Source organism: Ruegeria sp. BHSA118 (assembly GCF_059613405.1).
On the sequence record NZ_JBXWSM010000006.1, the window covers coordinates 63,557 to 87,629 of the forward strand.

Here is a 24,073-nt window from a genome sequence, read left to right on the forward strand (position 1 = left end):
CTCGACCGAAAGCTAACCGCAATTCAGGCAGGTGCAAGGGGGGCGTTGCGGCGCGGGGCGGGATGGCCTAAATCAGCCTCATGAAACGCACTATCCTGATCCATCCCGATCCCCGCCTGAAAAAGGTCTGCGCGCCTGTGCCCGACCTGACGGACGCGCTGCGCACGCTGGCTGACGACATGCTGGAAACCATGTATGACGCACCCGGGATTGGCCTTGCCGCGCCGCAGATCGGTGTGCTGGAACGGCTGATCGTGCTGGATTGCGTCAAGGAGGAAGGCGAGACCCCGCGCCCGCTGATCATGTTCAACCCCGAGGTCATCGCCTCTTCCGAGGAAACCAATGTGTACGAGGAAGGATGCCTGTCGATCCCGGATCAATATGCCGAAGTGACCCGCCCCAAGGTGGTCGATGTCACATGGATGGACGAGAAGGGAAACCTGCAACAGGAGACTTTCGATGGGCTTTGGGCCACTTGTGTGCAGCATGAAATCGACCATCTGAACGGCAAGCTGTTCATCGATTACCTCAAACCGCTGAAACGGCAGATGATTACCCGCAAGATGCAAAAGCTCAAGCGTGAACGGGCGCGCGCATGACCGTCCGCACCTGTCTGCCCTGGCCTGACAAACGCTTGCGCACAAAGGCGGATGAGGTGACTGAAATCACCGATGACATTCGCCGGATTTGGCAGGACATGATAGACACGATGGAGGCCATGCCCGGTGTCGGTCTGGCCGCGCCGCAGATCGGAGTGATGTTGCGCCTGGCCGTGGTCGATGGGTCGGCCGAGCGGGGCAAGGCCGTGCGTCTGGCGAACCCGGAAATCCTGCACAGCTCGATCGAACTGCGTGAACATGAAGAGGCCAGTCCGAACCTGCCGGGCGTGTCGGCCACGATAAAACGCCCGCGTGCGGTGACTGTCAAATTCCTGAACGAACAGGGGATGGTGGACCGTCGCGATTTTGTCGGCATCGAGGCCACCAGTGTCCAGCATCAGATCGACCATCTGAATGGCCGGATGTATTTTGACCGGCTCAGCAAGGTCAAACGCGACATGCTGCTGCGCAAAGCCAAAAAACAGGGGTAAAGATGCGCGTTGTTTTCATGGGAACCCCGGACTTCTCGGTGCCGGTTCTGGATGCACTGGTCGAGGCCGGGCATGAGATCGCCGCCGTCTATTGCCAGCCCCCGCGCCCGGCGGGGCGGGGCAAGAAGGATCGCCCGACGCCGGTTCACGCGCGTGCCCTGGCGCTGGGTCTGGACGTGCGTCACCCAACCTCGCTGAAACCGGCCGAGGAACAGGACAGTTTTGCGGCACTGAACGTGGATGTGGCGGTGGTTGTGGCTTATGGGCTGATCCTGCCGCAGCCCATCCTCGATGCGCCGGCTCATGGCTGCCTGAACATTCATGCCAGCCTGTTGCCGCGCTGGCGCGGGGCGGCTCCGATCCACCGCGCGATCATGGCGGGCGATGCGCAAACCGGCATCTGTATCATGCAAATGGAGGCGGGCCTTGATACCGGCCCCGTTCTGTTGCGGCAGGCCACTGATATCGGGCCCGAGGAAACCACTGCGGAACTGCATGACCGGCTCTCGGCGATGGGCGCGGCCTTGATTGTTGAGGCGTTGGCAAAGCTGCCCGGCCTGACCCCTGATCCGCAGCCCGAGATTGGTGTCACCTATGCCGCAAAGATCGACAAGTCCGAGGCCCGCGTGGACTGGTCGCGCCCCGCGGTCGAGGTCGATCGGCAGATCCGCGGCCTGTCGCCCTTTCCCGGGGCCTGGACCGAGATCGACGGCAACCGGGTAAAACTCCTCGCTTCGCGTCTGGCCCAAGGGCAGGGTGCGCCGGGCGAGGTTCTGAATGACGATCTGTATGTGGCTTGCGGGCAGGGCGCCATAGAGCTGCTGCGCTTGCAAAGGGCGGGCAAAGGCGCGCAGGATAGGAAAACGTTCCAGCGGGGCTGGCCAATCCCGATCGGCACCCGGATGTCTTCGGAGTAAAGCCATATGTTCATGGTGATGATGGGCACTGTCGTGATTGCCGGGATCGTCGGGTATCTGTCCGAACAGACCGGTTTCACCCATAACGGCTATTTGCAGTCCATCATCATCTGCGTGGGCGGGGCGTTCCTGTTCTACTTCATCCGCATCATGTTCGGCATCAGCTTTGGCCCTCCGGGTCTGGATGCGGTGATCTCGTCTGTCGGCGCGCTGATCATCGTGCCGACGCATTGGAGGAAATGACATGCCCATCGTCGCCCTGATCATCATCCAAGCTACGCTTGAAGTTTTGCTCGCTAGGTTGATCCCGACGGCGATGCTGATCGGTATTGTTGGGGCTATGATCGGTGGGCCCCTTCTGTGGTCTCTGATACCCGACGCTGGCTGGATGTCGGGCTTTGCGGGCGCGGTTCTGGGCGCATTGCTGGTGATCTGGATCTGGCAGACCTACCTGCGCCGCTAACCCCTTGACCCGGCGTCTTTCCTCCGTCCAGATCGCATTCAACGAAAAAGGGGAATGATGATGCCGTATGATTTGAAGCCGGGAGATGTTGCCCTGATGGGCATTCCTTTGGATCTGCATTCCTCGTTCCTGCAAGGGCCGGCCTTCGCCCCCGGACGCATCCGCGAGGCGCTGCATTCCGGCGCGGCCAACCTGACGGCCGAGGATGGCACAGATCTGGGTGCAAGTGCCCAATTCCGGGATACCGGCGATTTGGATGTGTTTGAAATGCGCGGGCAGGAGCCGATAGACCGGATCGAGGCCGAAGCGGCGAAACGGATCGCTACCGGCGCGCGCCTGTTGTCGCTGGGCGGCGACCATTCCGTGGCCTATCCGCTGATCAAGGCCCATGCCGACTGGTACGAAGGCCTGAACATCCTGCATATCGACAGCCACCCGGATTTGTACGACACGCAGGATATCGGACCGCTCGGCCATGGCTGCCCCTTTGCCCGGGTGATGGAGAGCTGCCCGGTCAAGCGGCTGGTGCAGGTCGGCATCCGCACCATGAACGCCCATCAGCGCGAACAGGCCGACAAGTTCGGCGTCGAGGTGATCGACATGCGCAACTGGCGCCCCGACTTGCAGATTTCATTCGATGGCCCGGTCTACCTGTCACTTGATCTGGATGCGCTGGACCCGGCCTTTGCCCCGGGCGTCTCGCACCATGAACCTGGTGGGCTGAGCACGCGCGAGGTTATCGACCTGATCCACCGGTTCAAAGGTCAGCTGGTCGGGGCGGATATCGTCGAGCTCAACCCGCATCGCGACCCCTATGGCATGACGGCGATGGTGGCCGCGAAATTCGTCAAGGAAATCGGCGCGCGCTTGCTGAACGGCTGACTTACCGTTCGTCGCACACCGTCGCAGACCCAAGTGCCGGAGCGCCCCTGGTAGTCAAATCGAACCGGTTCGCCTCGGCGGCGGTCATCCAGTGGATGCTGTCGGCCGGGGCAGCAAACAGGGTGTACCAATAAAACTCTTCATCCACACCGATATCCTTGAAATAGTCCAGGTATCGGTCATGTTCGGGATCGTCCTCGGGCAAATCGGTCGCCACCAGACCCGACCCGGCCCAGCTGTGGACACCGACACAGGCCCCCGGTTGCAGCTCGCGGCGGTTTCCGGCCAGGAACAGATCGGTGCCCCCGCTGGCCACCAGACCGTTCGATGGAACAACGGTATCGAACCCGGCCCTGTGCACTTCGCGGGCGAAGATGACATTGGCGTCATCATCAACCGATCCTTCAATGTATTGCAGAATCAGAGTGCGGGCTTCGGGGTTTTGGGCCGTCACTTCCTCAAAGGCAGACAGCGTTGTCTCGTCAATCGTGCCCGAGGCGATGATCTGGTCGCCCTGCGCAACAAAACTGACAGGGGTGTAATACGCGCCGCATGAGGCGAGCAGGGCCAGGCATGCTGTGATGGATGCAAGTCTGAATGTCACGTTGGCCTCCGGGCTGTGCTTTCAAAAGGGGTATCAGCCAGCCGCTTTGGCGTCCACTATCGGGCTCAATTGCGCGGCGGCCGGCTTTTGTAGACCGGCAATTGCCAGCCAAACATCAACGACCCGGCGCGCAACGCCCAGCACACCAGGGCGCAGAGAGCCAGAGAAAACGCAGGCTCTGCCCCCAATCTGGCAGCCAGCACTGCCGTCAGGGCACCTGTGAAAGCGCAGGACACATAAAGCTCGCCCTGTTTCAGCACCAGCGGCACTTCGTTGCAGACCACATCGCGCATCAGCCCGCCCAGGCATCCGGTCGTCACACCCATCAAAACGACAATGATCCCGGACTGATCCAGCGACAACGCCGCGCCGGTTCCGGCCGCGACGGCCACTGACAGTGCAAAACTGTCCAGCCAGACCAGCCAGTTATAGCGGCTTTCCACCAGATGTGCGGTAAAGAACACCAGGACCGACGCCGCGACTGCGATCAGGATGTAATTCGGCTGCCCGACCCAAAAGATCGGGTGACGATCCAGCAACAGGTCGCGCACCGTACCGCCCCCGACGGCGGTCAGGCAGGCCATGAAGGCAAATCCCACCAGATCCAGCTGGGCACGGCTGGCCACCAGTGCCCCTGTCAACGCGAAGATCAGAACCGAGGCATAGTCAAGCAGCGTCAGCGCGGTCACGCCTGTGCCTTTTTCGGTTTGAACGGCGCCATGCCGGCCCGAGCCAGCTCATCAGCTTTTTCATTCTCGGGGTGGCCTGCGTGCCCTTTGACCCACTCCCATGTCACATCATGCCGTTCCTGCGCCTCATCCAGACGCTGCCAAAGATCAACATTCTTGACCGGTTTCTTGTTCGAGGTTTTCCAGCCGTTGCGTTTCCAACCGAAAATCCAGCCGGTGACGCCGTTCTTCACATAGGCGCTGTCGGTGACGACGGTAATCCTTGACGGTCGCTCCAGCGCTTCAAGCGCGCTGATGGCGGCCAGCAATTCCATCCGGTTGTTGGTCGTCTCGGCCTCGCCCCCGTTCAGCTCACGTTCTTTCAGAACCCTGTCCCCGTCCATCGCGCGCAGCAGCACGCCCCAGCCTCCGGGGCCCGGGTTTCCGGAACAGGCACCGTCCGTATAGGCAAACAATTCAGGCATGGGCGAACACCAGAATGAACCCGTCATACGATCCGGCCAGGCCTTTGCCCATGCCATGGACTGCGCGATCAATCGTGAACCCTGCCGCGTGCAGGGCGTCCGTGATCTCGGCCTCAGTGTAATAGGTGTAGTAGCGATCCAGTTCGTCTCGATGTTCACCGGTGCCCAGCTTCATCCCCAGAAACAGTTGCCCTCCGGGTTTCAGAGCCGTGTGGATCGCTTTCAGATGACCCGGGAAATCAGCACGCGGCGCGTGCAGCAGGGAAAAGCTGGCGTAAATGCCGTCATATTTGGCGGTCTCTGTGACGTCGTCAAACGTACCCAGATGCGCGTCCACTCCGTTCTCGCGGGCATGTTCGACAAAGGCCGGTGTGGCATCCAGCGCCCGAACCTTCAGCCCCTGACGCATCAGAAAGCTACTGTCCGATCCGGGTCCGGACCCCAGATCCAGCACATTCCCACCTGCGCCAACCGCATCGGCGAAAGCCTGACGGGCCTCAAGCTGTTCGGGTGGTAGGGGGATGTTCAGATATTCCGCCACCCTGTTGGTATAAGCGGTGATCGTACGTTCATCGGTCACAGGTACACTCCGACTGCAAGGCTGGCCAAAACAACGGCAGTCAGCAGGATACGCAACCGCATCCACCAGACCGGCGTCAGCCGCCAATAGGAAAACAGGGCGTCCAGCAGCAGCAGGCCCGCGAACCCGTACATCAGATTGGTGCCCGCGTTGATCGGCCCGCCACCTGTCATGGCAAAGGCCCAAAGAGCAGGCAGAACCGACAACAGATAGCACAGCGCCGCCTTGCTGCCCGACGTCCTGGTGGCAAAGCCCCAGAGAACGCCGGACATGAAGCTGAGGATGACCGATCCATAGAACAGCTGTACATACGGCCCCACGAAACGCGGGCCAAAGGTTTGCGCGCCCCAGGCATTCAGGTCGCTGTTCAGATAGGTCAGGGCGCCCCAGACAAACGGGATCAGTCCCGCCAGTCCCAGACAGAGCGGCGCTTTCGGCACTCCGTTCACGCCGGTTGCCTCAACACGCGGGGGACTTTGAACTCGACGTTTTCAATGGCGGTCTCGACCGGCTCGACGGTGACATCATAATGCGCGCCGAACGCTTCGACCACCTCATTCACCAGAACTTCCGGGGCGGACGCGCCTGCGGTGACAGCCACGGTCGAGATACCCTCGAGCGCGCGCCAGTCAATCTCGGTGGCACGCTGGACCAGCTGCGCGTACTGACACCCCTCGCGCGAGGCAACCTCGACAAGGCGGCGCGAGTTCGATGAGTTCGGCGCGCCCACAACCAGCAAGGCATCAGCCTTGGGGGCCACGGCCTTCACCGCCTCCTGCCGGTTGGTCGTGGCATAGCAGATGTCTTCTTTGTGTGGGCCGACAATCGCCGGGAACCGGGCCTGAAGGGCCGCGATGATATCCTTGGTGTCATCGACCGAAAGGGTGGTTTGGGTGACAAAGGCCAGCTTATCCGGGTCGCGCACCTGCGCCGTGGCCACGTCGTCCACGGTCTCGACCAGCAGCACATCGCCCTCGGGCAACTGCCCCATGGTGCCCACGGTTTCGGGGTGGCCCTTGTGGCCGATCATGATCATCTGCAACCCGGCGTCCGCGTGGCGCTGCGCCTCGACATGCACCTTCGAGACCAGGGGGCAGGTGGCGTCCACATAGATCATCTCGCGCTGGGCAGCCTCGGCGGGAACGGATTTCGGCACCCCGTGGGCGGAAAAGATCACCGGGCGGTCATCGGGGCATTCCTGCAATTCCTCGACGAAAACGGCCCCTTTGGCGCGAAGGCCATCGACAACGAATTTGTTGTGCACGATCTCGTGGCGCACATAGACCGGTGGGCCCCATTTCTGCAAAGCCATCTCAACGATTTTGATGGCACGGTCCACACCGGCGCAGAACCCGCGTGGGGCGGCAAGGTAAAGTGTCAGTGGCGGCTTTTTCATCAGGCTGTCTCCTTACGGCACAGGTAAGTCTTTTCCCGGCCTTGGTCCAGACAGGACATCGTCATTCATCTGACACGAATCGTTGCTAATCAGGTGATGTTTAAGCACCTGTACCTTGTTAAAGAAGCGCGGCCAGGACTGATGTCCTGACCGCGCAAATTTTCCCCATCGTGACAGGCTTGTCGCCTTGTCAGCTGTTGCTGGCAACAGCGACGCTGCGATGCTCCGTCGGCATTTCACGCGGCGGGCGACCGATGACATCGCGCAGATCTTCCAGCTCGATGAAATTGTCGGCCTGGCGGCGCAGTTCGTCCGAGATCATCGGCGGTTGGCTGCGGATGGTCGAAACCACCGATACGCGCACACCCTGCCGTTGCAGGCTGGCGATCAACGGGCGGAAATCCCCATCACCCGAGAACAGCACGATATGATCGACGCGCGGCGCCAGTTCCATGGCATCGACTGTAAGCTCGATATCCATATTTCCTTTGACTTTCCGACGCCCCATGCTGTCGGTGTATTCCTTGGCCGGTTTGGTGACCATGGTGAAGCCGTTGTAATGCAGCCAGTCAACCAATGGACGGATCGGCGAATACTCGTCGTTTTCCAGCAGCGCTGTATAGTAGAAGGCCCGAAGAAGCTTGCCGCGGCGCATGAATTCCTGCCGCAGAAGTTTGTAGTCAATGTCAAAACCGAGTGCTTTTGCCGCAGCATAAAGATTCGAGCCGTCGATGAACAGCGCTAGCCGTTCGTCTTTATAAAACATAAATGTTCCCTTCCGGTATAATCCAGTGCGTGCCGCGTTACGTGAGTGAGTGAGTGATAAAATGACGCGCGCTGGTACGCCTATAATTAGAACTTCTGTCGATTATCGCAAGTATGCAATGGGTCGAATGTAGGGTATCACATGAGCAAATCCATGCCAAATGCCGTTGTTGCACTGGGTGCAAATCTCGATTTGAGAGGAAATAGTCCCGCTGTAACACTTCAGAACGCGCTTGACGCGTTATCGCGTCACGATGTGGTGATTCGCTCTGTCAGTCGTTTTTTTGCCACGCCGTGCTTTCCCGCCGGGGCCGGCCCGGATTATGTGAATGCCGCGGCGCTGATTGCAACCGAGAAATCTCCGTCGCAGCTGTTGCAGATGTTGCACGACGTGGAACAGGAATTCGGGCGCGAACGGGTGCAGCGTTGGGGAATGCGGACGCTGGATCTGGATCTGGTCTGTTTCCAGGATCAGATCCTGCCGGATCGCGCCACGTTTGATCGCTGGCTGACCCTGCCGACCGACGCGCAAAGGCAAGAGGCACCGGATCAGTTGATCTTGCCGCATCCGCGCCTTCAGGATCGCGCCTTTGTCCTGGTGCCGATGGCCGATATCGTGCCCGACTGGCGTCATCCGGTTCTGGGTCGCACGGTCTGCGAGATGATCCAGACCCTTCCCGCGGAAGAGGTTGCGGCGGTCACGGCGCTGTGATCCGTGCAAATGCAGCATTTCCTGCTTGTCAAGGCGCGGATTCGCGCTTAGATAAACCCCTTCCTGACATGGATTCAGAAACGGAGAGCGCCCCATGGCCCGCGTGACGGTTGAAGATTGCGTAGACAAGGTTCCAAACCGGTTCGAGCTGGTGATGCTCGCCGCCCATCGGGCGCGTGAGATTTCCGCCGGTGCAGCGATTACCGTTGACCGCGACAACGACAAGAACCCTGTCGTGTCTCTGCGTGAGATCGCCGACGAAACCCAAAGCGCGGACGAACTGCGCGAGCGCCTGATCGAGGCCAACCAGACCCAGATCGAGGTTGACGAGCCCGAAGAAGATCAAATGGCGCTGCTGATGGGTGCCGAAACGGACAAACCCGCCATGGACGACATGTCCGAAGAGAAGCTCCTGCGCGCTCTGATGGAGGCTCAAGGGCAGGGGTAAGCCCTGAAGACGAAGGTGCGGACCGGATGATTTCTGCTGACGATCTGATTGCGCTGGTCCGCAACTACAATCCCAAGACGAATGCTGACCGCGTTGCGCTGGCCTATGAATTTGGCCAGCAGATGCACGAAGGGCAGTTCCGCCATTCCGGCGAGCCCTATTTCACCCATCCCGTTGCCGTTGCCGCCATCCTGACCGAACAGCGTCTGGACGATGCGACCATCATCACGGCGCTGCTTCACGACACGATCGAGGACACCAAGGCCAACTATGGCAAGGTGTCCGACCTGTTCGGGGATGAGGTCGCCAAACTGGTCGACGGCGTCACCAAGCTGACCAATCTGCAACTGTCCAGCCGCGAGACCAAGCAGGCCGAGAATTTCCGCAAGCTGTTCATGGCCATGTCCAAGGACTTGCGCGTGATCCTGGTCAAGCTGGCCGACCGTTTGCACAACATGCGCACGATCAAGGCGATGCGTCCTGAAAAACAGGTGATCAAAGCGCGCGAGACGATGGATATCTACGCACCGCTTGCGGGCCGGATGGGTATGCAATGGATGCGCGAGGAACTGGAAGACCTGGCTTTCCGTGTTCTCAACCCCGAAGGCCGCCAGTCGATCATCCGTCGCTTTATCACTTTGCAACGCGAAACCGGCGACGTGATCCACCGCATCACCGGCGACATGCGGCACGAGCTGGAGAAAGTGGGCATCGAGGCCGAGGTGTTCGGCCGCGCCAAGAAACCCTATTCGATCTGGCGCAAGATGCAGGAAAAGGATCAGGGTTTCTCGCGCCTGTCCGACATCTATGGGTTCCGCATCATCACCCGGACCGAGGAAGACTGCTATCGAACGCTGGGGGCCATCCACCAGCGCTGGCGCGCGGTGCCGGGGCGGTTCAAGGACTATATCAGCCAGCCCAAATCGAACGGTTACCGCTCGATCCACACCACGGTTTCGGGCCGGGACGGCAAACGGGTCGAGGTGCAGATCCGCACCCGCCAGATGCACGACGTGGCCGAAACCGGGGTCGCGGCGCACTGGTCCTATCGCGACGGTGTGCGCACCGAGAACCCGTTCGCCGTCGACCCGGCCAAATGGATTTCCAACCTGACCGAGCAGTTCGACAACGAGGAAGATCACGAAGACTTCCTCGAAGCCGTCAAGCTGGAAATGTATTCGGACCAGGTGTTCTGTTTCACCCCCAAGGGCGACGTGGTGAAGCTGCCGCGTGGCGCGACGCCGATCGATTTTGCCTATGCCATTCACACCCGGATCGGTCACGCCTGTGTCGGGGCCAAGGTTGACGGTATCCGCGTTCCACTCTGGACGCGGCTCAAGAATGGCCAGTCCGTGGACATCATCACCGCCGATGGTCAGACGCCACAGGTCACGTGGTTGGAGATTGCAGTCACCGGCAAAGCCCGTACCGCCATTCGCCGCGCCCTTCGCGAGGTGGATCGGGAGCGATTCATCAAGCTGGGCAAGGAGCTGGCCCGTTCCGGGTTCGAGCACGTGGGCCGCAAGGCGACCGACAAGGCGCTCGATACCGCGGCAAAGCACCTGCGCCTGAAAGACCGGCACGAGCTGCTGGCCCGCCTTGGCAGCGCCGAACTGACCGCACATGAGGTGGTTCAGGCCGTCTATCCCGAACTTGCCAAGGACGATGGCGACGCCATTCCGCTGCGTCGTGCGGTGATTGGCCTGGAGCCGGGACAGAAGTTCGACCGGGCACCCTGCTGTCAGCCGCTGCCGGGGGAACGTATCGTTGGCATCACCTATCGGGGCAAGGGTGTGGTCGTGCATGCCATCGATTGCGACCGGCTCAGCGAGTTCGAAGGCGAACCTGACCGGTGGGTCGATCTGCACTGGCACTCGGGCACGCACCCGGCCGTCTATGGCGCGACGCTGGATCTGACCATTGGCAACGATGCCGGGGTTCTGGGGCGTATTTGCACATTGATCGGCGAGAAAAAGGCCAATATCTCGAACCTCGAGTTTGTCGATCGCAAACCGGATTTTTACCGCCTTCTGATCAATGTCGAACTGCGCGACCTTGAACAGCTGCATTCGCTCATGCTGATGCTTGAGGCGGAAAGCGACGTTGCAGCGGTCGAACGTTATCGGGACCGGACCAAAACCGCGACCGCGGCTGGCTGAGAAGGGGTGATCACGGGTGGTTTTCAAGCGCCGAGACCGACGCTCTCCAGTCCAGATCGCATCGGATTTCGTCTATCCGCGTGGCGGATGGACCCGCGCCTTCCATTACGTGAAACACCGCGTCCGGCGCTTGCCGGATACCCCTGACCGGATCGCGCGCGGCATCGGGGCAGGGGTGTTTGCCGCCTTTACGCCGTTTTACGGGTTGCACTTTCTTGTCGCCGCCATCGGTGCCCGGCTGATCAAGGGGAACATTCTGGCCGCGCTCAGCGGCACGTTTTTCGGCAACCCGCTCACCTATGTTCCGATCGGGGTGATCTGTCTTCAGACCGGGCATTTCCTGCTGGGTACCGAATACGAAGAAGGCGACACACAAGGGCTGATGGGCAAATTCGCCAGCGCCATAGGGGACCTCAAGAACAATTTTCTGGCGTTGTTTACGGATCGCGTGGCCGACTGGCACGGGCTGTCGCAGTTCTACGATGACGTCTTCTATCCCTATATGATCGGTGGGATCATTCCGGGCGTCGTTGCGGGGGTGATCTGCTATTACCTCAGCCTGCCGCTGATCCTGACGTATCAGCAGCGCCGCCGCGCCAGGATCAAGGCGAAGTTTGAGGAAATCAAACGTTTGGCCGAAGATTCGGCTGCCGTTTCTTCGGCAGAGCCTCTAGGCTCGGGCAGAAACATGCAAAAGGAATCGAGTGATGTCTGAGAACCATCTGCGTCTGGGTGTGAACATCGATCACGTTGCCACCGTGCGCAATGCGCGGGGTGGGGATTATCCAGATCCGCTGCGCGCTGCCAAACTGGCGGAAGAAGCGGGGGCCGATGGCATCACCGCGCATCTGCGCGAAGATCGACGCCATATCTCGGACGCCGATATCGACGGGCTGATGGAGGTTCTGTCGGTGCCGTTGAATTTTGAGATGGCCGCGACGCCCGAGATGCAGAAAATCGCCCTGCGCCACAAACCGCACGCGGTCTGCATCGTGCCCGAAAAGCGCGAAGAGCGCACCACCGAAGGCGGGCTTGAAGTCGCGCGCGAGGAAAACAAGCTGGCGCATTTCATCGCGCCTCTGCGTGATGCCGGCTGCCGCGTGTCGATCTTCATCGCCGCCGACCAGCGCCAGATCGAAGCCGCCCACCGCATCGGTGCCGAGGTGATCGAGCTGCACACCGGCGCCTATTGCGACGCCCATGCCGAAGGCCGTATCGAGGATGCCGAACGCGAGCTTGAATCGCTGCGCCAGATGTCCACCTTCGCCCATTCGCTGGGGCTTGAGGTTCATGCGGGCCATGGCCTGACTTATGACACGGTAAAGCCGGTTGCCGCTTTCCCAGAAGTCAAAGAGCTGAATATCGGTCATTTCCTGATTGGCGAGGCGATTTTTCTGGGCCTGACCCCGGCCATTCAGGAAATGCGTCGCCTGATGGACGAGGCGCGGGCGTGATCACCCCCGGCTTTGTCGCCATCTGGCTGGCCTGGCTGATGGCCGGAGGCTCTCCGGGCCCCGCCACGATGGGCATTGCCGGAACCGCCATGAACGAAGGCCGCACCGCTGGGCTGGCCTTTGCACTGGGCATCTGTGCCGGGTCCGCCGCCTGGGGCATTGCCGCAGCACTTGGCCTGTCGGCGATCATGCTGGCCAATGTCTGGGTGTTCGAGGTGATCCGCTATGTCGGTGTGGCCTATCTGGGTTGGCTGGCGCTGAAGGCCTTGCGCCGTGCGATGACCGCGGACGAGGTCGCTTTGGGCAAACCGGTCACAGGCGCGCTGCCGACGATCTTCGCCAAAGGCGCGGCCATTCACCTGACCAACCCCAAGGCGATCCTCAGCTGGGGCTCGATCTATGCCATCGTCGCGCCCAATGATGCCAGCCTGTCGATGCTGCTGGGCTATTTCGCCATGCTCTATACCGGATCGCTGCTGATCTTCATCGGCTATGCCTTCCTGTTTTCATCCGAACGCATGGTCCGAACCTACCGTCGCGCCCGCCGCTGGTTCGATTTCGCCTTCGCCGGGTTCTTTGGTGTGGCGAGTTACAAGATCCTGACGGTGCGGTTGTCATGATCCTTGGCATCGGCACGGACCTCGCAAATATTGACCGCATTCAGGGCACGCTCGACCGGTTCGGCGACCGGTTCCGCAACCGTGTCTTCACCGAGACCGAACAGCGCAAAGCCGAACGCCGCGCCGACACCGCGGGTACGTATGCCAAGCGCTGGGCCGCGAAAGAGGCCTGTTCCAAGGCGTTGGGCACCGGTCTGCGCATGGGCATCGCGTGGAAGGACATGGCCGTCACCAATCTGCGCACCGGCCAGCCCGTGATGCATGTGACAGGCTGGGCCGCCGAACGCCTGAATGAAATGACCCCCGAAGGGCACGAGGCGATCATCCATGTCACCCTGACCGATGACCATCCTTGGGCGCAGGCTTTCGTGGTGATCGAAGCGCGTCCGCTTCAAGATCACACCACGCAGCCTTGACTTGCCCCCATCGCCCCCGCATGTAGCAGCGAAGCCAAGCAAAGAACTGGAGAGAGCAGTATGGCCGAGGAAGCCAAGACCGGAAATCCCGTCTGGGAGACGATCAAGACCATCGTCTATGCGCTGCTGATTGCCGGCGTGTTCCGTACCCTCTTCTTTCAGCCGTTCTGGATCCCCTCGGGCTCGATGAAGCAGACGCTGCTGATCGGTGATTTCCTCTTCGTCAACAAGATGGCTTATGGCTATTCCTACGCATCCTGCCCCAGCCTGATCATCCCCAGCGTCGGCCTGAACGTGGATGCCGAAGATATCTGTGGCTGGATGCAGGGCGAAGACAATACCCGTATCTGGGGCGGTGATCCGGAACGTGGCGATGTCATCGTCTTTCGCCATCCGGTCACCGGGCGTGATTATATCAAACGCCTGATTGGCTTGCCGGGCGACCGGATCCAGGTCCGCAATGGCCAGATCATCCTCAATGGCACTCCGGTTCCTCAGCAGCCCGACGGCGTGTTTACCGAGATTGCGGAACCGCAAGGCCCGCAGCGCCTGCGCCCCCGCTGTGAAAACGGCCCTGTTGGAATTGGCGGCGCCTGCGAAAAGTCGCGCTTGATCGAAACCCTGCCCAACGGTGTGTCCTATGACGTGCTGAACATCGGCAATCAGGCATCGGACAATACCGGCATCTATACCGTGCCCGAGGGCCATTATTTCTTCATGGGTGACAACCGTGACAATTCCAGCGACAGCCGTCTGCCGCAATCTGCCGGTGGTGTCGGATACGTGCCTTACGAAAACCTGATCGGTCGTGCCGACCGGATCATGTTCTCGTCCGCGGGCCGTTCGATGCTGTTCTTCTGGACCTGGCGCGGTGATCGGTTCTTCAAGGCGGTCAATTGAAACTATCGGCTGAAATAAAGGCGTTCCAGCGGCGATTGGGGTATGAGTTCAAAAACCCCGAACTGCTGGTGCGTGCGCTGACCCATGGCTCGGTATCTTCGTCCACCCGCCCCGACAATCAGCGGCTGGAGTTTCTGGGAGACCGCGTTCTGGGCCTTGTCATGGCCACTGCGCTGCTTGAAGCTGACAAGAAGGCGTCCGAGGGTCAGTTGGCCCCACGGTTCAACGCACTGGTCCGCAAAGAAGCCTGCGCAGATGTGGCCCGCCAGATTGATCTGGGCGCGGTGTTGAAACTGGGCCGGTCCGAGATGCTGTCCGGTGGCCGTCGCAAGCAAGCGCTGCTTGGTGACGCGATGGAGGCCGTGATCGCCGCCATCTATCGGGATACGGGGTTCGAGGCCGCCCGCGATGTCATCCTCGCCCTTTGGGGGGATCGCATCCACAAGGTCGAGGCCGACGCCCGCGACGCCAAAACCGCGCTTCAGGAATGGGCGCAGGCGCGCGGCCAGAAACCACCCAGCTATGTCGAGGTCAAACGCAGCGGCCCCGACCACGCCCCCGTCTTCACCATCGCCGCCCGCCTTCAGGACGGAACCGAGGCACAAGCCACCGCAGGTTCCAAGCGCCAGGCCGAACAGGCAGCCGCCAAGGCCTTGCTGGAGCGGGTCGGCTGATCTCTGTTTAAGCTCGGCCTGTCACAAACTTCAATCTAACTTGAAGACTATAGAAGCCACGACAGACGACCTGTATCTGGGTATCAGTCGTTTTGGCACCAGTCAGGCTACGGCAGGTCAAAGCACTCAGGAAACAACATAAAAAAGGCAATTCAATGCAACGTGCAAAACTCTCGCTCGTCAATATCGGCTTTCTGTTCATTGCCGGGTTTGTGGCAACCATGGCCTTCGATTTCTGGGGGCAAGTTGTCAGTCCCGGGATCGGCTGGGCCAACCTGTCACCCGAAGGTCTGGCGCAGAGTTTGCTGTCCAGTCTGGGCCTGCCCAGCAACGCTTTTCTGGGCTTCTTCGTGCATTTCTACATTGTCGGCCTGATTGCCTATCCTTTGGGTTGGTTCCTTATTTTCCAGCCAATCTGGGTCAAGGTTCTGGGTCCGGCCCACATCTTTGTAGCCTCGGCAATCTATGGATTCGGTCTGTGGGTGTTTGCTATCGGAGGTGTCACGACCTTTGCCGGTCTGCCACCGTTCCTGAACTTTGTCGGCATCACATGGGTCGCCCTGATCGGACACGTTTTGTACGGTATCGTGTTTGTGGCCGTGCTGAACCCCATCCTGCGCCGTCACCCGTGATCTGACCCGTACTATCCGTCGGTCCGGCGTCGGGCCGGCGGCTTTCATTGATCACTCCACCCGGATGAACCCGGTCAGTCCGGTTTTCTGATGTTCGATCACATGGCAATGAAACGCCCAGTCGCCGGGGTTGTCCGCCACCAGTGCCATATCCGCCACCTCATCCTTCAACAGCAGCATCGTGTCCGTCATCAGCGGTGGCAGGGTGCGCAGGTTGGATCGCAGCGGCACAAAGGCCAGCCCGTGCAGGTGGATCGGGTGCAGATTGGGCGATTCATTGCGCAATCGCAGGACATAGCTTTTTCCCTGTTCCAGAACCGCCAGCGGCCCGGTGCCTTGCGCCGCATCGCCCGGCCAGGGTTTGCGGTTGATCGACCAGAAACTATACCCCAGCGTGCCGCAGAACCCGTCATTCGGGGCACCGCCCTCTGGCGTCCAGCCAAAGACGAACTCATGCAATTCCGCACGGTCTGGTTCGGGGCGCGCAACGGGGTTTGCCCGCAACGGGCGCAGCTCTCGCAGATCGCGCGCCGCTGATGTGCCGGTCGCCCGCAAGCGCGCCATGGCGCGGTGGGGCTGGCCGGGAAACTTGGCCATCAGGTCCGCCGACTGCCCTTCGCCCTCGGGCATCCGGACGGCAATATCCACCCGTTGACCGGGGCCCAGCAACAGCGGATCGTCCGCCGTTGGCACCGGCAGATCGATCTCGACCGGATGCCCGTCCCAGGCGATGATCCGGGTCTCGGCCCCCTCGGGATGCAGCTTGTAGATGCGGGTCGTGTCCGTGTTGACCACCCGCAGCCGCACCAGACTGCCCGCCGCGTGCTCATAGACCGCCGCGCCCTGCCAGTTGGCGGTCTGCACCGTGCCAAACGTGCCCGCCCGCGCCGCACCTCGTGCCGTATAGGCAGGCAGGAACGCGTCATCCTCGTCCAGCCGGAAATCCCGCAGATTGATCACCTGCTCGCTGTCGAACCCCGGCTCTTCCGGCTCGGCAATCACCATCACGCCGGTCAGCCCGCGCGCCATCTGCTCCATCGTCATGCAATGGGGGTGATACCAGTAGGTCCCCGCATCCGGTGGCGTGAATTCATAGGTGAAACTTTCGCCCTCGCCGATGGGCATCTGGGTCAGGTAGGGCACCCCGTCCATCTCGTTTCGGATGCGCAGCCCGTGCCAGTGCATCGAGGTATAATCCGGCAAGGTATTGCGCACGCTCAGCCGCATAGGCTCGCCCTGCCGCCCATACAGAACCGGCGGCGGCGCATCGGGCGACAGGCTGACCATCCCTGTGGTCAGCCCTTCGCGCAGCCGGTAACTGGCGGGTTGCAGCACCAGTTCCTGCGCCGCATCACCTGCCGCCAGCGACCATCCGCCCAACCCAACCGCGCCAGCGGCGGCACTGCTTCCAAGAAGAAACTCGCGACGTTTCATGACAACCTCTCTGAAAGGATTTGCTGCCGGGCTGGAACTGGCTGGGCATCTGTGCCTGTCCTGCCACCGCAAACGCAGGGCCGCAATGCGACAAATCCCTCTGGCCCGTCGCCCCTTTCTGCTATAGGGGGGCGCAGTTGCAGACAGGATTGCCAGACACATGACCACACGCGCCGGATTTATCGCCCTGATCGGAGAGCCCAACGCAGGCAAATCCACCCTCCTGAACCGCATGGTCGGGGCCAAGGTCTCGATCGTGACCCATAAGGTGCAGACCACGCGCGCCCGTATCCGGGGCGTTGCGATGGAAGGCGATGCGCAACTGGTGTTTGTGGACACGCCGGGCCTGTTCAAACCGCGCCGCCGTCTGGACCGTGCCATGGTCGCGGCTGCCTGGGGCGGGGCCGCCGATGCCGATGTCGTTGTGCTGATGGTCGAGGCGCATCGCGGCATCACCGAAGGGGTCGAACGCATCCTTGAAGGGCTGGCCGAGATCGGGCAGGGCCGCACCATCGCGCTCGCCATCAACAAGATCGACAAGGTACCGTCCGAGAAACTGCTGGCGCTGACCAGCGACCTGAACGCGCGCTATCCGTTTGCCGAAACCTTCATGATCTCTGCCGAAAAAGGCCACGGCGTCGATGACCTGCGCAAGTGGCTGGCGGGCGAATTGCCCGAAGGCCCGTGGCTTTACCCCGAAGATCAGATCGCCGATCTGCCCCTGCGCATGATCGCCGCTGAAATGACGCGCGAGAAGCTGACCCTGCGCCTGCATCAGGAACTGCCCTACCAACTGACGGTCGAGACCGAAAACTGGGAAGAACGCAAGGACGGCTCGGCCAGAATCGATCAGGTCATCTATGTCATGCGCGACGGCCACAAGGGCATCGTTCTGGGCAAGAAGGGCGAGACGATCAAGGCCGTCAGTCAGGCCGCGCGGGCGGAACTGGAAGAATTCCTCGACCGCAAGATCCACCTGTTCCTGCAAGTGAAAGTCCGGCCCAACTGGCTTGAGGAATCCGAGCGCTATTCGGAAATGGGTCTGGATTTCAAAGACGGCAACGCATGACCCGCCTGACCGCCGATTTCTGGGTTCACGCCTATCTGGCGCGGCTGCGATTTCAGGATATCCCGGCCTATGTGGTGGCCCATGGCGATGACACCGCAGGCGCAGTTCTGGTCAAGCTGAACACGCTGGATGGGCAGGCTGTTGCCTTCCAACGCAGCTTTGATCTGATGAGTGGTGAACGGAAATGGGTGGAACTCTCGTCTGGCCCGGAGGGCGAAGTGGACGAAGCCATCCACCGCCAACGCAGCTTTGACCCCGACCTCTGGGTGATTGAGGTCGAAGACCGGCAGGGGCGGCACCTGCTGGGCGAAGAAGGGCTGGAGTGACCACTGTACAGATTGGTCTTTGACGCAGAGACCAAAACGACTATTTTACTGCGGCTATTGCCCCGGGGATAGCGCGCAACCAAGAGGTGCTTTCGTGACTGAAACGCTTGCGGAGAAACTGGAAAAATCCGAACTCGGCCACTGGATGCAGCGGTTCGAAAGCTTCATGGTCTTTGTCGGGGTCGTCGGTCCTTTTGCCACGCTTCCGCAACTGATCAAGCTCTACTTCACCCATTCCGAACACGCCACTGGTCAGTCGCTTCTGTCTTGGTCGCTTTATGCCGGGCTGTCCTTCCTGTGGTTTGCATATGGTCTGGTGGTCGGCAAGTTGCCCATCTATGTGGGCAACGGTATCTCGATGGTGCTGAACCTGCTGATGGTCATAGGAATTCTGGTCCATGCGGGTGTGACCTTCTGAACTCCACGCTGGCTTGGGTCTTTCTTGTTCGCGGTCGCAGACGATGCTCGGGGCCATCAATCCGCGTCGCCAAAATAGACAAAGCTCATCTTGTTCCCGTCAGGGTCGCGTGCGTAGGCACCAAAAAAGTTTGGGCCATATTGGGGGCGGTCCCCCGGATCACCTTCGTTGGTTCCGCCATTTTCAAGCGCGGCCGCGTGCGCATCACGCACTTCCTCTGTGCTTTGGCACAGCAGGCCAACCATGTTTCCGTTGCCGATCGTCGCGTCTTTTTTGTCGAACGGTGTCGCGACCCATATGCATCCGCCACCGCGCAGCTCATAGCATACAGCATGCGGCATATACTCGGCGATGACCTTTCCGCCGATCCGGGGCATAACCGCGTCGTAATAGCTGCGTGCCTTGGCAACGTCGTTGGAACCGATCATGACGTAATTAAGAGACATATTTGGAATCCCATTTTAGAACATAAGTAGAACATTATGGCCTGAACGGGATTAAAGCAACGCATTCTTTTGCACGCATCTGGCGATACCCCGGACGGCAGACGGGGGTTCCATCGGGCCAAGGGGCAGCAGGCGCGTTCTGCCGGGGCGCATTTGTGATCTGAAGAATGGCGGCGGGTTCATGTTGAGGCACAACGGAAACCACCGTGGTCAGGTCTGGTCGCTATATCGTGCCGGACCGTTGCAATGAAATGCCGATGCTCTGCCCTTCAGTCTATGCATGTCTTGGGATCACGCGCCATGTCCGCCGTTCCACCCGTCTTCGTACTCGCCCAACACCCTGGACAGGTGCAGCAGAGACGCAGAAAAGCGTGCGTAGACATCCCTCGACAACATCGGCTTGTTGTCATCCAGCACCTGCACGAGTTCGACAACGGTCGACGCAAATGTCTCATAGACCTGCATGTCTGCCGCCGTGGGGTCCGGTGTCCAGATTTCGCGTTCGTCGTAATATGTGGCGGGTTTCGGTTCGTCATCGATCATGCTGCGGCCCCTTCTGTTGAAGCGCAGTTGGGGGTCGCAAAAACGCGTACAAGCCGGGTGGCGCGAAGTCACAAAACTATGGCGGCTTCGGAAAAGAACGCGCGCTGAAAAGGGGTTGAAGCACTTCCGCTCTTGCGTGCAAACGTCGCTTGGGATTTTCTGCGAACCACAACCCAACCAGCAACAGGGTCAGGTTTTGGACTGGCGCGATCACGGAATACTCCTGACATTACGCCGCCATGGTGAAACAGCGGCGATCATCGAGGTCTTTACCGAAGGCCACGGGCGTCACGCCGGTGTGGTGCGTGGCGGAACCAGCCGCAAGATCGCGCCGATCCTGCAACCCGGCGCGCAGCTGGATGTGCTGTGGCGCGCGCGGCTGGAAGAACATATCGGCACCTTTCAGGTCGAACCCCTGCGGTCCCGCGCGGCAGCCGCGTTTTCAGGGCGGCTGGCCCTGTCCGGGCTGAACGCGGTCGTTTCGCTGTTGTCCTTCTGCCTGCCCGAACGGGAACCACACCCCGCGCTCTATACCCGGACCGAGCGGTTGATGGACCTGTTGGGACAGGATGAGATATGGCCGCTGGCCTATCTGCGATGGGAGCTCGCGTTGCTGGACGAGCTTGGATTTGGCCTTGATCTGACCGCCTGCGCCGTGACCGGTGTGACCGAAGGATTGATCTATGTATCCCCCAAAACAGGCCGGTCCGTCAGCGCGAATGGCGCCGGGGATTGGGCGGACAAGCTGTTGCCCCTGCCGCCCTGTCTGCGCGGCGAAGGCACTGCGCCCGATGCCGAGGTCGCTGAGGCCCTGCGCACAACCGGATATTTCCTGGAGCACCGCGTTGCTCCGTCTTTGGGGCATAACCCGCTGCCCGAAGCGCGCGCGCGGTTCATGGATCAGGTCACTCGGCGGCTGTGAATACCATCTCGTGCCCGTCCTCATTGCGCAAGATCAGCACATTGCCTGACACCTCGGATTGGGTCATGGCCATAAGGGCGGCGAAATAGACCCCTTCGGCCTCAAGCCCGGCGCAGGCGGCCCGCGTTGCTCTCAGGTCCTGAATTTCGAACCACGGGTAGGGCGCGTTCAGCGTGCCGTCATAGCCGTTGCAGGGGGCCTTTCCGGCGATCCTGCCCTCTTCGGGGAACCGCAGCAGGGCGCTTGCGGCAAAGGGCTGTCCGTCGATCTCCTGCAACGCCCATGTCCGGTCTGCCGCGCCATAGGCGGCGACGGTTTCATCCCTGTCGCATTGGAACAGTGCCATCAAGGGCAGGGTCAGGATCAGACGTGTCATGGCTGGGTCTTAGCGCATAGGGGATGTTGTTGGAACCGGGTCAGTAGGGCAAAGACCCGTTCAGAAGCCGCTCGCGCACTTCCAGCCGGGGTTTCCAGTTATAGCGCGTATCTTCACGCACCGGCGCCCAGTACAACGCGCCACTGTTGCGCCAGGGATCAAGGATGATGCCGTCATACATCGAATCCCCCTTGGCACTGATCAATGCCGAATGGTGAATGATGCGAAAAGACGTCGGCGGTGACGTGGCCCAGTGCAGATCTAATGTTCGGAAATTTTCCTGCCGCAGCCGCCTGGTCATTGCTTCTGCCCAATCGTTGCACAGCCCCTTTTCGCGGAACCCGTTGATGACCTTGGCGTTGTGGATGATCGCCGGGTCGGTGACATTCCAATCCCGCGCCAATTGTTGCGAATAGGAATAGGCGATTGTGGCCGCCCTCTGTGCCTCGGCCGGATTAACATCGGGCCCAAGCGCCTGGATCGACTGCGCCAGCGCATCAATATCGTTCCGGCTCACCGTCGGCTGCGGGGTGGTGCAAGCCGCCAGAGCAAGAGCCGCAAGAACAGCGCACATGGCAAGGAAAGATCGGGTCATGCGGTATCCCAAAAGTTAATTTTTCCGTCTCGTGTCCGGCTGATGCTCTACCGGTGAAAGGGGCGGGATCAAAGGGGGAAGTTTTGAAACACGTGGGTCATTTGTGACCGTCACGCGGGCTGCGAGGGGCGATGGTATGTTTTGTACAAAACGTACTCTGCATGGTTCGGACCGGCTACAGATTGTGCAAAACAAGAAAAAGACCCGGCGCAAGCGCCGGGCCAGTCGGGGAAACAGGGCTGCCGGATTGGGTCACCCGAGCAGACGTCGTGCGATGACCTGTGCCTGAATTTCGGCAGCCCCTTCGAAAATGTTGAGGATACGCGCGTCACACAGAACGCGGCTGATCTTGTATTCCAGCGCAAAGCCGTTTCCGCCGTGGATTTGCAGCCCGTTGTCCGCCGCAGCCCAGGCCACACGCGCACCCAGCAGCTTGGCCATACCGGCCTCAAGGTCACAGCGCTGGCCGTGGTCTTTTTCCCATGCGCTGAAATAGGTCAGCTGACGCGCGATCATGATCTCGACCGCCATCATCGCCAGCTTGCCCGACACGCGCGGGAAATTGATCAGCGACTTGCCGAATTGCTTGCGGTCGATGGCATATTGCATGGCGATATCCAGCGCGCTTTGCGCCACGCCGATTGCACGCGCGGCCGTCTGGATGCGGGCACTTTCGAAGGTTTCCATAAGCTGCTTGAAGCCCTTGCCTTCTTCACCGCCCAGCAGGTTTTCACCATTGACATGGAAGCCGTCAAAGCCCAGCTCGTATTCCTTCATGCCGCGATAGCCCAGAACCTCGATCTCACCACCGGTCATGCCGGGGGTGGGGAAGGGATTGTCGTCCGTGCCCGGTGTCTTTTCTGCCAGGAACATGGACAGGCCGCGGTGATCGGTGCTGTCGGGATCGGTCCGCGCCAGCAAAGTCATGACATGGGTCCGCGCGGCGTGGGTGATCCAAGTCTTGTTGCCGGTGATCTGGTAATTACCGTTCTCGTCCTTCACGGCACGGGTGCGCAGGCTGCCAAGATCCGAACCGGTGTTGGGTTCAGTAAAGACAGCCGTCGGCAGAATTTCGGCGCTGGCCAGTTTTGGCAGCCAGTTGGCCTTTTGCTCTTCCGTGCCGCCGGCGATGATCAACTCGGCCGCGATTTCCGAACGGGTGCCCAGCGAGCCGACGCCGATATAGCCACGCGACAGTTCTTCGGACACGACGCACATGGATGCCTTGGACAGGCCGAAACCGCCAAACTCTTCCGGGATGGTCAGCCCGAAAACACCCATTTCCGCCAGTTCTTCGATGATTTCCAGCGGGATCAGCTCATCCTTGAGGTGCCATTCATGCGCATACGGTTCGACCTTTTCCTGCGCATAGCGGCGGAACTGGTCGCGGATCATCTCAAGTTCTTCGTCCAGACCCGACGCGCCGAACATGGTGGCGCCGGCCTGATCCTGCATCAGCTCGACCAAACGGCTGCGTGCGGCTTGTGAATTTGCCCGCGCCATCAAGGTCTGTACTTCGGACGACTGAAAGCCCGACAGCGCATCCCAGCCGAGGCCCATATCCTGAAGGCGCACGACCTCGCCCTGGTTCATCGGGATGCCACCTACGACCTGATGCAGATACTCGCCAAAGGCTATCTGGTGAAGCAATTGCTCGACCTCGCCGAACTTACCTTCGGCCTGAAGTGCTTCGGCCCAGCGCTGCATTTGTCGCAGCGACTGATTATACGTGGCCAGCCATGCCAGCCCATGCGCGGCGGTCTGGTTCGCCTCGATCAGAGCGCCAGAGATACGGCCATCCGCCGAGACCATGCCGCGCACGGATTCACGGGCTATTTCAAAAACGGCTTCTACCGCGGGTAGGGCAGCCCGGGTCAAATTCAGAAGATCGGGCAAAACTGCAGCAGTTGTCATCTCGGTCATATCCTGTCCGTCGTGGGCCATGAATCGCGTCCTTTCCTCGGTCGTCTGGTCATATCATGCTGCACGTGCAGCGCAACAAAAATACTTATTACGCTGCGAAAAAGTTCAAAAATTACGCCGTCATTTTTGCAATGCAGAAGAAAATCCAGATGATAT

General features: G+C 60.5%; 33 protein-coding genes. 20 read left to right on the forward strand and 13 right to left on the reverse strand.

All coding sequences use genetic code 11. The annotated features are described in order from the left end of the window. Nucleotides 1–80: 80 nt before the first annotated feature. The 6 genes from def (AC2FNN_RS03465) to speB are packed head-to-tail and all read left to right on the forward strand — an operon-like array spanning nt 81 to nt 3,352. Nucleotides 81–599 (forward strand): peptide deformylase, encoded by a 519-nt coding sequence (def, locus tag AC2FNN_RS03465; protein WP_496756610.1) that lies wholly within the window; start codon nt 81–83, stop codon nt 597–599. Then, nucleotides 596–1,090: a peptide deformylase gene (gene def / locus AC2FNN_RS03470; RefSeq protein ID WP_496756611.1), complete on the forward strand. Its 495-nt coding sequence runs from the start codon at nt 596–598 to the stop codon at nt 1,088–1,090. Before def (AC2FNN_RS03465) ends, def (AC2FNN_RS03470) begins: the two co-directional genes overlap by 4 nt. A gap of 2 nt (nt 1,091–1,092) precedes the next feature. Beyond that, nucleotides 1,093–2,007, forward strand: coding sequence for a methionyl-tRNA formyltransferase (gene fmt, locus AC2FNN_RS03475; RefSeq protein ID WP_496756613.1), 915 nt, complete (start codon nt 1,093–1,095; stop codon nt 2,005–2,007). 6 nt (nt 2,008–2,013) lie between these two features. Continuing rightward, a complete protein-coding gene (locus AC2FNN_RS03480) occupies nt 2,014–2,250 on the forward strand; it encodes a hypothetical protein (RefSeq protein ID WP_209506192.1) in 237 nt (78 codons plus the stop codon). 1 nt (nt 2,251) lies between these two features. After that, entirely contained in the window at nt 2,252–2,470 is a 219-nt protein-coding gene (locus AC2FNN_RS03485) for a GlsB/YeaQ/YmgE family stress response membrane protein (RefSeq protein WP_496756614.1), read from the forward strand. 60 nt (nt 2,471–2,530) lie between these two features. Further along, nucleotides 2,531–3,352, forward strand: coding sequence for an agmatinase (gene speB, locus AC2FNN_RS03490; protein ID WP_496756616.1), 822 nt, complete (start codon nt 2,531–2,533; stop codon nt 3,350–3,352). A 1-nt stretch (nt 3,353) separates the two neighbouring features. Here speB and AC2FNN_RS03495 read toward each other — a convergent pair whose 3' ends face one another. The 7 genes from AC2FNN_RS03495 to AC2FNN_RS03525 form a co-directional block, all read right to left on the reverse strand. After that, nucleotides 3,354–3,956, reverse strand: coding sequence for a COG3904 family protein (locus tag AC2FNN_RS03495; RefSeq protein WP_496756617.1), 603 nt, complete (start codon nt 3,954–3,956; stop codon nt 3,354–3,356). A gap of 65 nt (nt 3,957–4,021) precedes the next feature. Continuing rightward, nucleotides 4,022–4,645, reverse strand: coding sequence for a trimeric intracellular cation channel family protein (locus tag AC2FNN_RS03500; RefSeq protein ID WP_496756618.1), 624 nt, complete (start codon nt 4,643–4,645; stop codon nt 4,022–4,024). Next, nucleotides 4,642–5,109: a ribonuclease HI gene (gene rnhA / locus AC2FNN_RS03505; RefSeq protein WP_496756620.1), complete on the reverse strand. Its 468-nt coding sequence runs from the start codon at nt 5,107–5,109 to the stop codon at nt 4,642–4,644. Before rnhA ends, AC2FNN_RS03500 begins: the two co-directional genes overlap by 4 nt. Continuing rightward, the gene (locus AC2FNN_RS03510; RefSeq protein ID WP_496756621.1) at nt 5,102–5,689 is read right to left on the reverse strand and encodes a class I SAM-dependent methyltransferase; all 588 of its coding nucleotides are present in this window, start codon (nt 5,687–5,689) and stop codon (nt 5,102–5,104) included. The genes rnhA and AC2FNN_RS03510 overlap by 8 nt, the downstream gene beginning before the upstream one ends. Next, nucleotides 5,686–6,138 (reverse strand): DUF3429 domain-containing protein, encoded by a 453-nt coding sequence (locus AC2FNN_RS03515; RefSeq protein WP_496756622.1) that lies wholly within the window; start codon nt 6,136–6,138, stop codon nt 5,686–5,688. Before AC2FNN_RS03515 ends, AC2FNN_RS03510 begins: the two co-directional genes overlap by 4 nt. After that, nucleotides 6,135–7,085: a 4-hydroxy-3-methylbut-2-enyl diphosphate reductase gene (gene ispH / locus AC2FNN_RS03520; protein WP_496756623.1), complete on the reverse strand. Its 951-nt coding sequence runs from the start codon at nt 7,083–7,085 to the stop codon at nt 6,135–6,137. Before ispH ends, AC2FNN_RS03515 begins: the two co-directional genes overlap by 4 nt. A gap of 190 nt (nt 7,086–7,275) precedes the next feature. Then, the gene (locus AC2FNN_RS03525) at nt 7,276–7,851 is read right to left on the reverse strand and encodes a LabA-like NYN domain-containing protein (protein ID WP_117869875.1); all 576 of its coding nucleotides are present in this window, start codon (nt 7,849–7,851) and stop codon (nt 7,276–7,278) included. A 141-nt stretch (nt 7,852–7,992) separates the two neighbouring features. On the opposite strand from AC2FNN_RS03525, the gene folK reads away from it, so the two are divergent. From folK to AC2FNN_RS03575, 10 genes are all read left to right on the forward strand, one after another. Next, nucleotides 7,993–8,562 carry a 2-amino-4-hydroxy-6-hydroxymethyldihydropteridine diphosphokinase gene (folK, locus tag AC2FNN_RS03530; protein ID WP_496756625.1) on the forward strand — a complete coding sequence of 190 codons (570 nt, stop codon included), beginning with the start codon at nt 7,993–7,995 and terminating at the stop codon, nt 8,560–8,562. Between the two features lie 94 nt (nt 8,563–8,656). Further along, nucleotides 8,657–9,010, forward strand: coding sequence for a DNA-directed RNA polymerase subunit omega (gene rpoZ / locus AC2FNN_RS03535; RefSeq protein ID WP_117869873.1), 354 nt, complete (start codon nt 8,657–8,659; stop codon nt 9,008–9,010). 26 nt (nt 9,011–9,036) lie between these two features. Next, on the forward strand, nt 9,037–11,169 hold the full coding sequence (locus tag AC2FNN_RS03540) for a RelA/SpoT family protein (RefSeq protein WP_496756627.1): 2,133 nt from the start codon (nt 9,037–9,039) through the stop codon (nt 11,167–11,169). Nucleotides 11,170–11,185: 16 nt separating this feature from the next. Beyond that, nucleotides 11,186–11,884: a DUF2062 domain-containing protein gene (locus tag AC2FNN_RS03545; protein WP_171724853.1), complete on the forward strand. Its 699-nt coding sequence runs from the start codon at nt 11,186–11,188 to the stop codon at nt 11,882–11,884. Continuing rightward, complete coding sequence (locus AC2FNN_RS03550; protein ID WP_496756629.1) at nt 11,877–12,623, forward strand: pyridoxine 5'-phosphate synthase; 747 nt, start codon at nt 11,877–11,879, stop codon at nt 12,621–12,623. The genes AC2FNN_RS03545 and AC2FNN_RS03550 overlap by 8 nt, the downstream gene beginning before the upstream one ends. Beyond that, the gene (locus tag AC2FNN_RS03555; RefSeq protein ID WP_496756630.1) at nt 12,620–13,243 is read left to right on the forward strand and encodes a LysE family translocator; all 624 of its coding nucleotides are present in this window, start codon (nt 12,620–12,622) and stop codon (nt 13,241–13,243) included. Before AC2FNN_RS03550 ends, AC2FNN_RS03555 begins: the two co-directional genes overlap by 4 nt. Continuing rightward, entirely contained in the window at nt 13,240–13,659 is a 420-nt protein-coding gene (gene acpS, locus AC2FNN_RS03560; protein WP_496756632.1) for a holo-ACP synthase, read from the forward strand. The genes AC2FNN_RS03555 and acpS overlap by 4 nt, the downstream gene beginning before the upstream one ends. Before the next feature lie 60 nt (nt 13,660–13,719). Beyond that, complete coding sequence (gene lepB / locus AC2FNN_RS03565) at nt 13,720–14,559, forward strand: signal peptidase I (protein ID WP_496756633.1); 840 nt, start codon at nt 13,720–13,722, stop codon at nt 14,557–14,559. Continuing rightward, nucleotides 14,556–15,233 (forward strand): ribonuclease III, encoded by a 678-nt coding sequence (gene rnc, locus AC2FNN_RS03570; RefSeq protein ID WP_171637563.1) that lies wholly within the window; start codon nt 14,556–14,558, stop codon nt 15,231–15,233. The genes lepB and rnc overlap by 4 nt, the downstream gene beginning before the upstream one ends. A 155-nt stretch (nt 15,234–15,388) precedes the next feature. Then, nucleotides 15,389–15,865 (forward strand): hypothetical protein, encoded by a 477-nt coding sequence (locus tag AC2FNN_RS03575; protein ID WP_171637561.1) that lies wholly within the window; start codon nt 15,389–15,391, stop codon nt 15,863–15,865. 51 nt (nt 15,866–15,916) lie between these two features. Here AC2FNN_RS03575 and AC2FNN_RS03580 read toward each other — a convergent pair whose 3' ends face one another. Further along, on the reverse strand, nt 15,917–17,299 hold the full coding sequence (locus AC2FNN_RS03580; protein WP_496756636.1) for a multicopper oxidase family protein: 1,383 nt from the start codon (nt 17,297–17,299) through the stop codon (nt 15,917–15,919). Nucleotides 17,300–17,459: 160 nt separating this feature from the next. Here AC2FNN_RS03580 and era point away from each other — a divergent pair, with 160 nt between their 5' ends. The 3 genes from era (at nt 17,460) to AC2FNN_RS03595 (ending at nt 19,112) form a co-directional block, all read left to right on the forward strand. Then, nucleotides 17,460–18,368, forward strand: coding sequence for a GTPase Era (gene era, locus AC2FNN_RS03585; RefSeq protein WP_496756637.1), 909 nt, complete (start codon nt 17,460–17,462; stop codon nt 18,366–18,368). Beyond that, nucleotides 18,365–18,694, forward strand: coding sequence for a DUF1491 family protein (locus tag AC2FNN_RS03590; protein ID WP_496756639.1), 330 nt, complete (start codon nt 18,365–18,367; stop codon nt 18,692–18,694). The genes era and AC2FNN_RS03590 overlap by 4 nt, the downstream gene beginning before the upstream one ends. Nucleotides 18,695–18,788: 94 nt before the next feature. Next, complete coding sequence (locus AC2FNN_RS03595; RefSeq protein ID WP_496756641.1) at nt 18,789–19,112, forward strand: SemiSWEET transporter; 324 nt, start codon at nt 18,789–18,791, stop codon at nt 19,110–19,112. Nucleotides 19,113–19,168: 56 nt separating this feature from the next. On the opposite strand, the gene AC2FNN_RS03600 is transcribed toward AC2FNN_RS03595, so the two are convergent. Both AC2FNN_RS03600 and AC2FNN_RS03605 read right to left on the reverse strand, forming a co-directional pair. Continuing rightward, nucleotides 19,169–19,558 (reverse strand): VOC family protein, encoded by a 390-nt coding sequence (locus tag AC2FNN_RS03600; RefSeq protein WP_496756642.1) that lies wholly within the window; start codon nt 19,556–19,558, stop codon nt 19,169–19,171. A 291-nt stretch (nt 19,559–19,849) separates the two neighbouring features. Further along, on the reverse strand, nt 19,850–20,101 hold the full coding sequence (locus AC2FNN_RS03605; protein WP_152457090.1) for a hypothetical protein: 252 nt from the start codon (nt 20,099–20,101) through the stop codon (nt 19,850–19,852). A 196-nt stretch (nt 20,102–20,297) separates the two neighbouring features. On the opposite strand from AC2FNN_RS03605, the gene recO reads away from it, so the two are divergent. Beyond that, entirely contained in the window at nt 20,298–21,023 is a 726-nt protein-coding gene (gene recO, locus AC2FNN_RS03610; protein WP_496756644.1) for a DNA repair protein RecO, read from the forward strand. On the opposite strand, the gene AC2FNN_RS03615 is transcribed toward recO, so the two are convergent. The 3 genes from AC2FNN_RS03615 to AC2FNN_RS03625 form a co-directional block, all read right to left on the reverse strand. After that, on the reverse strand, nt 21,007–21,399 hold the full coding sequence (locus tag AC2FNN_RS03615; RefSeq protein WP_496756645.1) for an META domain-containing protein: 393 nt from the start codon (nt 21,397–21,399) through the stop codon (nt 21,007–21,009). The genes recO and AC2FNN_RS03615 overlap by 17 nt on opposite strands. A 40-nt stretch (nt 21,400–21,439) precedes the next feature. Further along, nucleotides 21,440–21,994 (reverse strand): hypothetical protein, encoded by a 555-nt coding sequence (locus AC2FNN_RS03620; protein WP_496756647.1) that lies wholly within the window; start codon nt 21,992–21,994, stop codon nt 21,440–21,442. 252 nt (nt 21,995–22,246) lie between these two features. Beyond that, entirely contained in the window at nt 22,247–23,938 is a 1,692-nt protein-coding gene (locus tag AC2FNN_RS03625) for an acyl-CoA dehydrogenase family protein (RefSeq protein WP_496756649.1), read from the reverse strand. Nucleotides 23,939–24,073 lie beyond the last annotated feature (135 nt).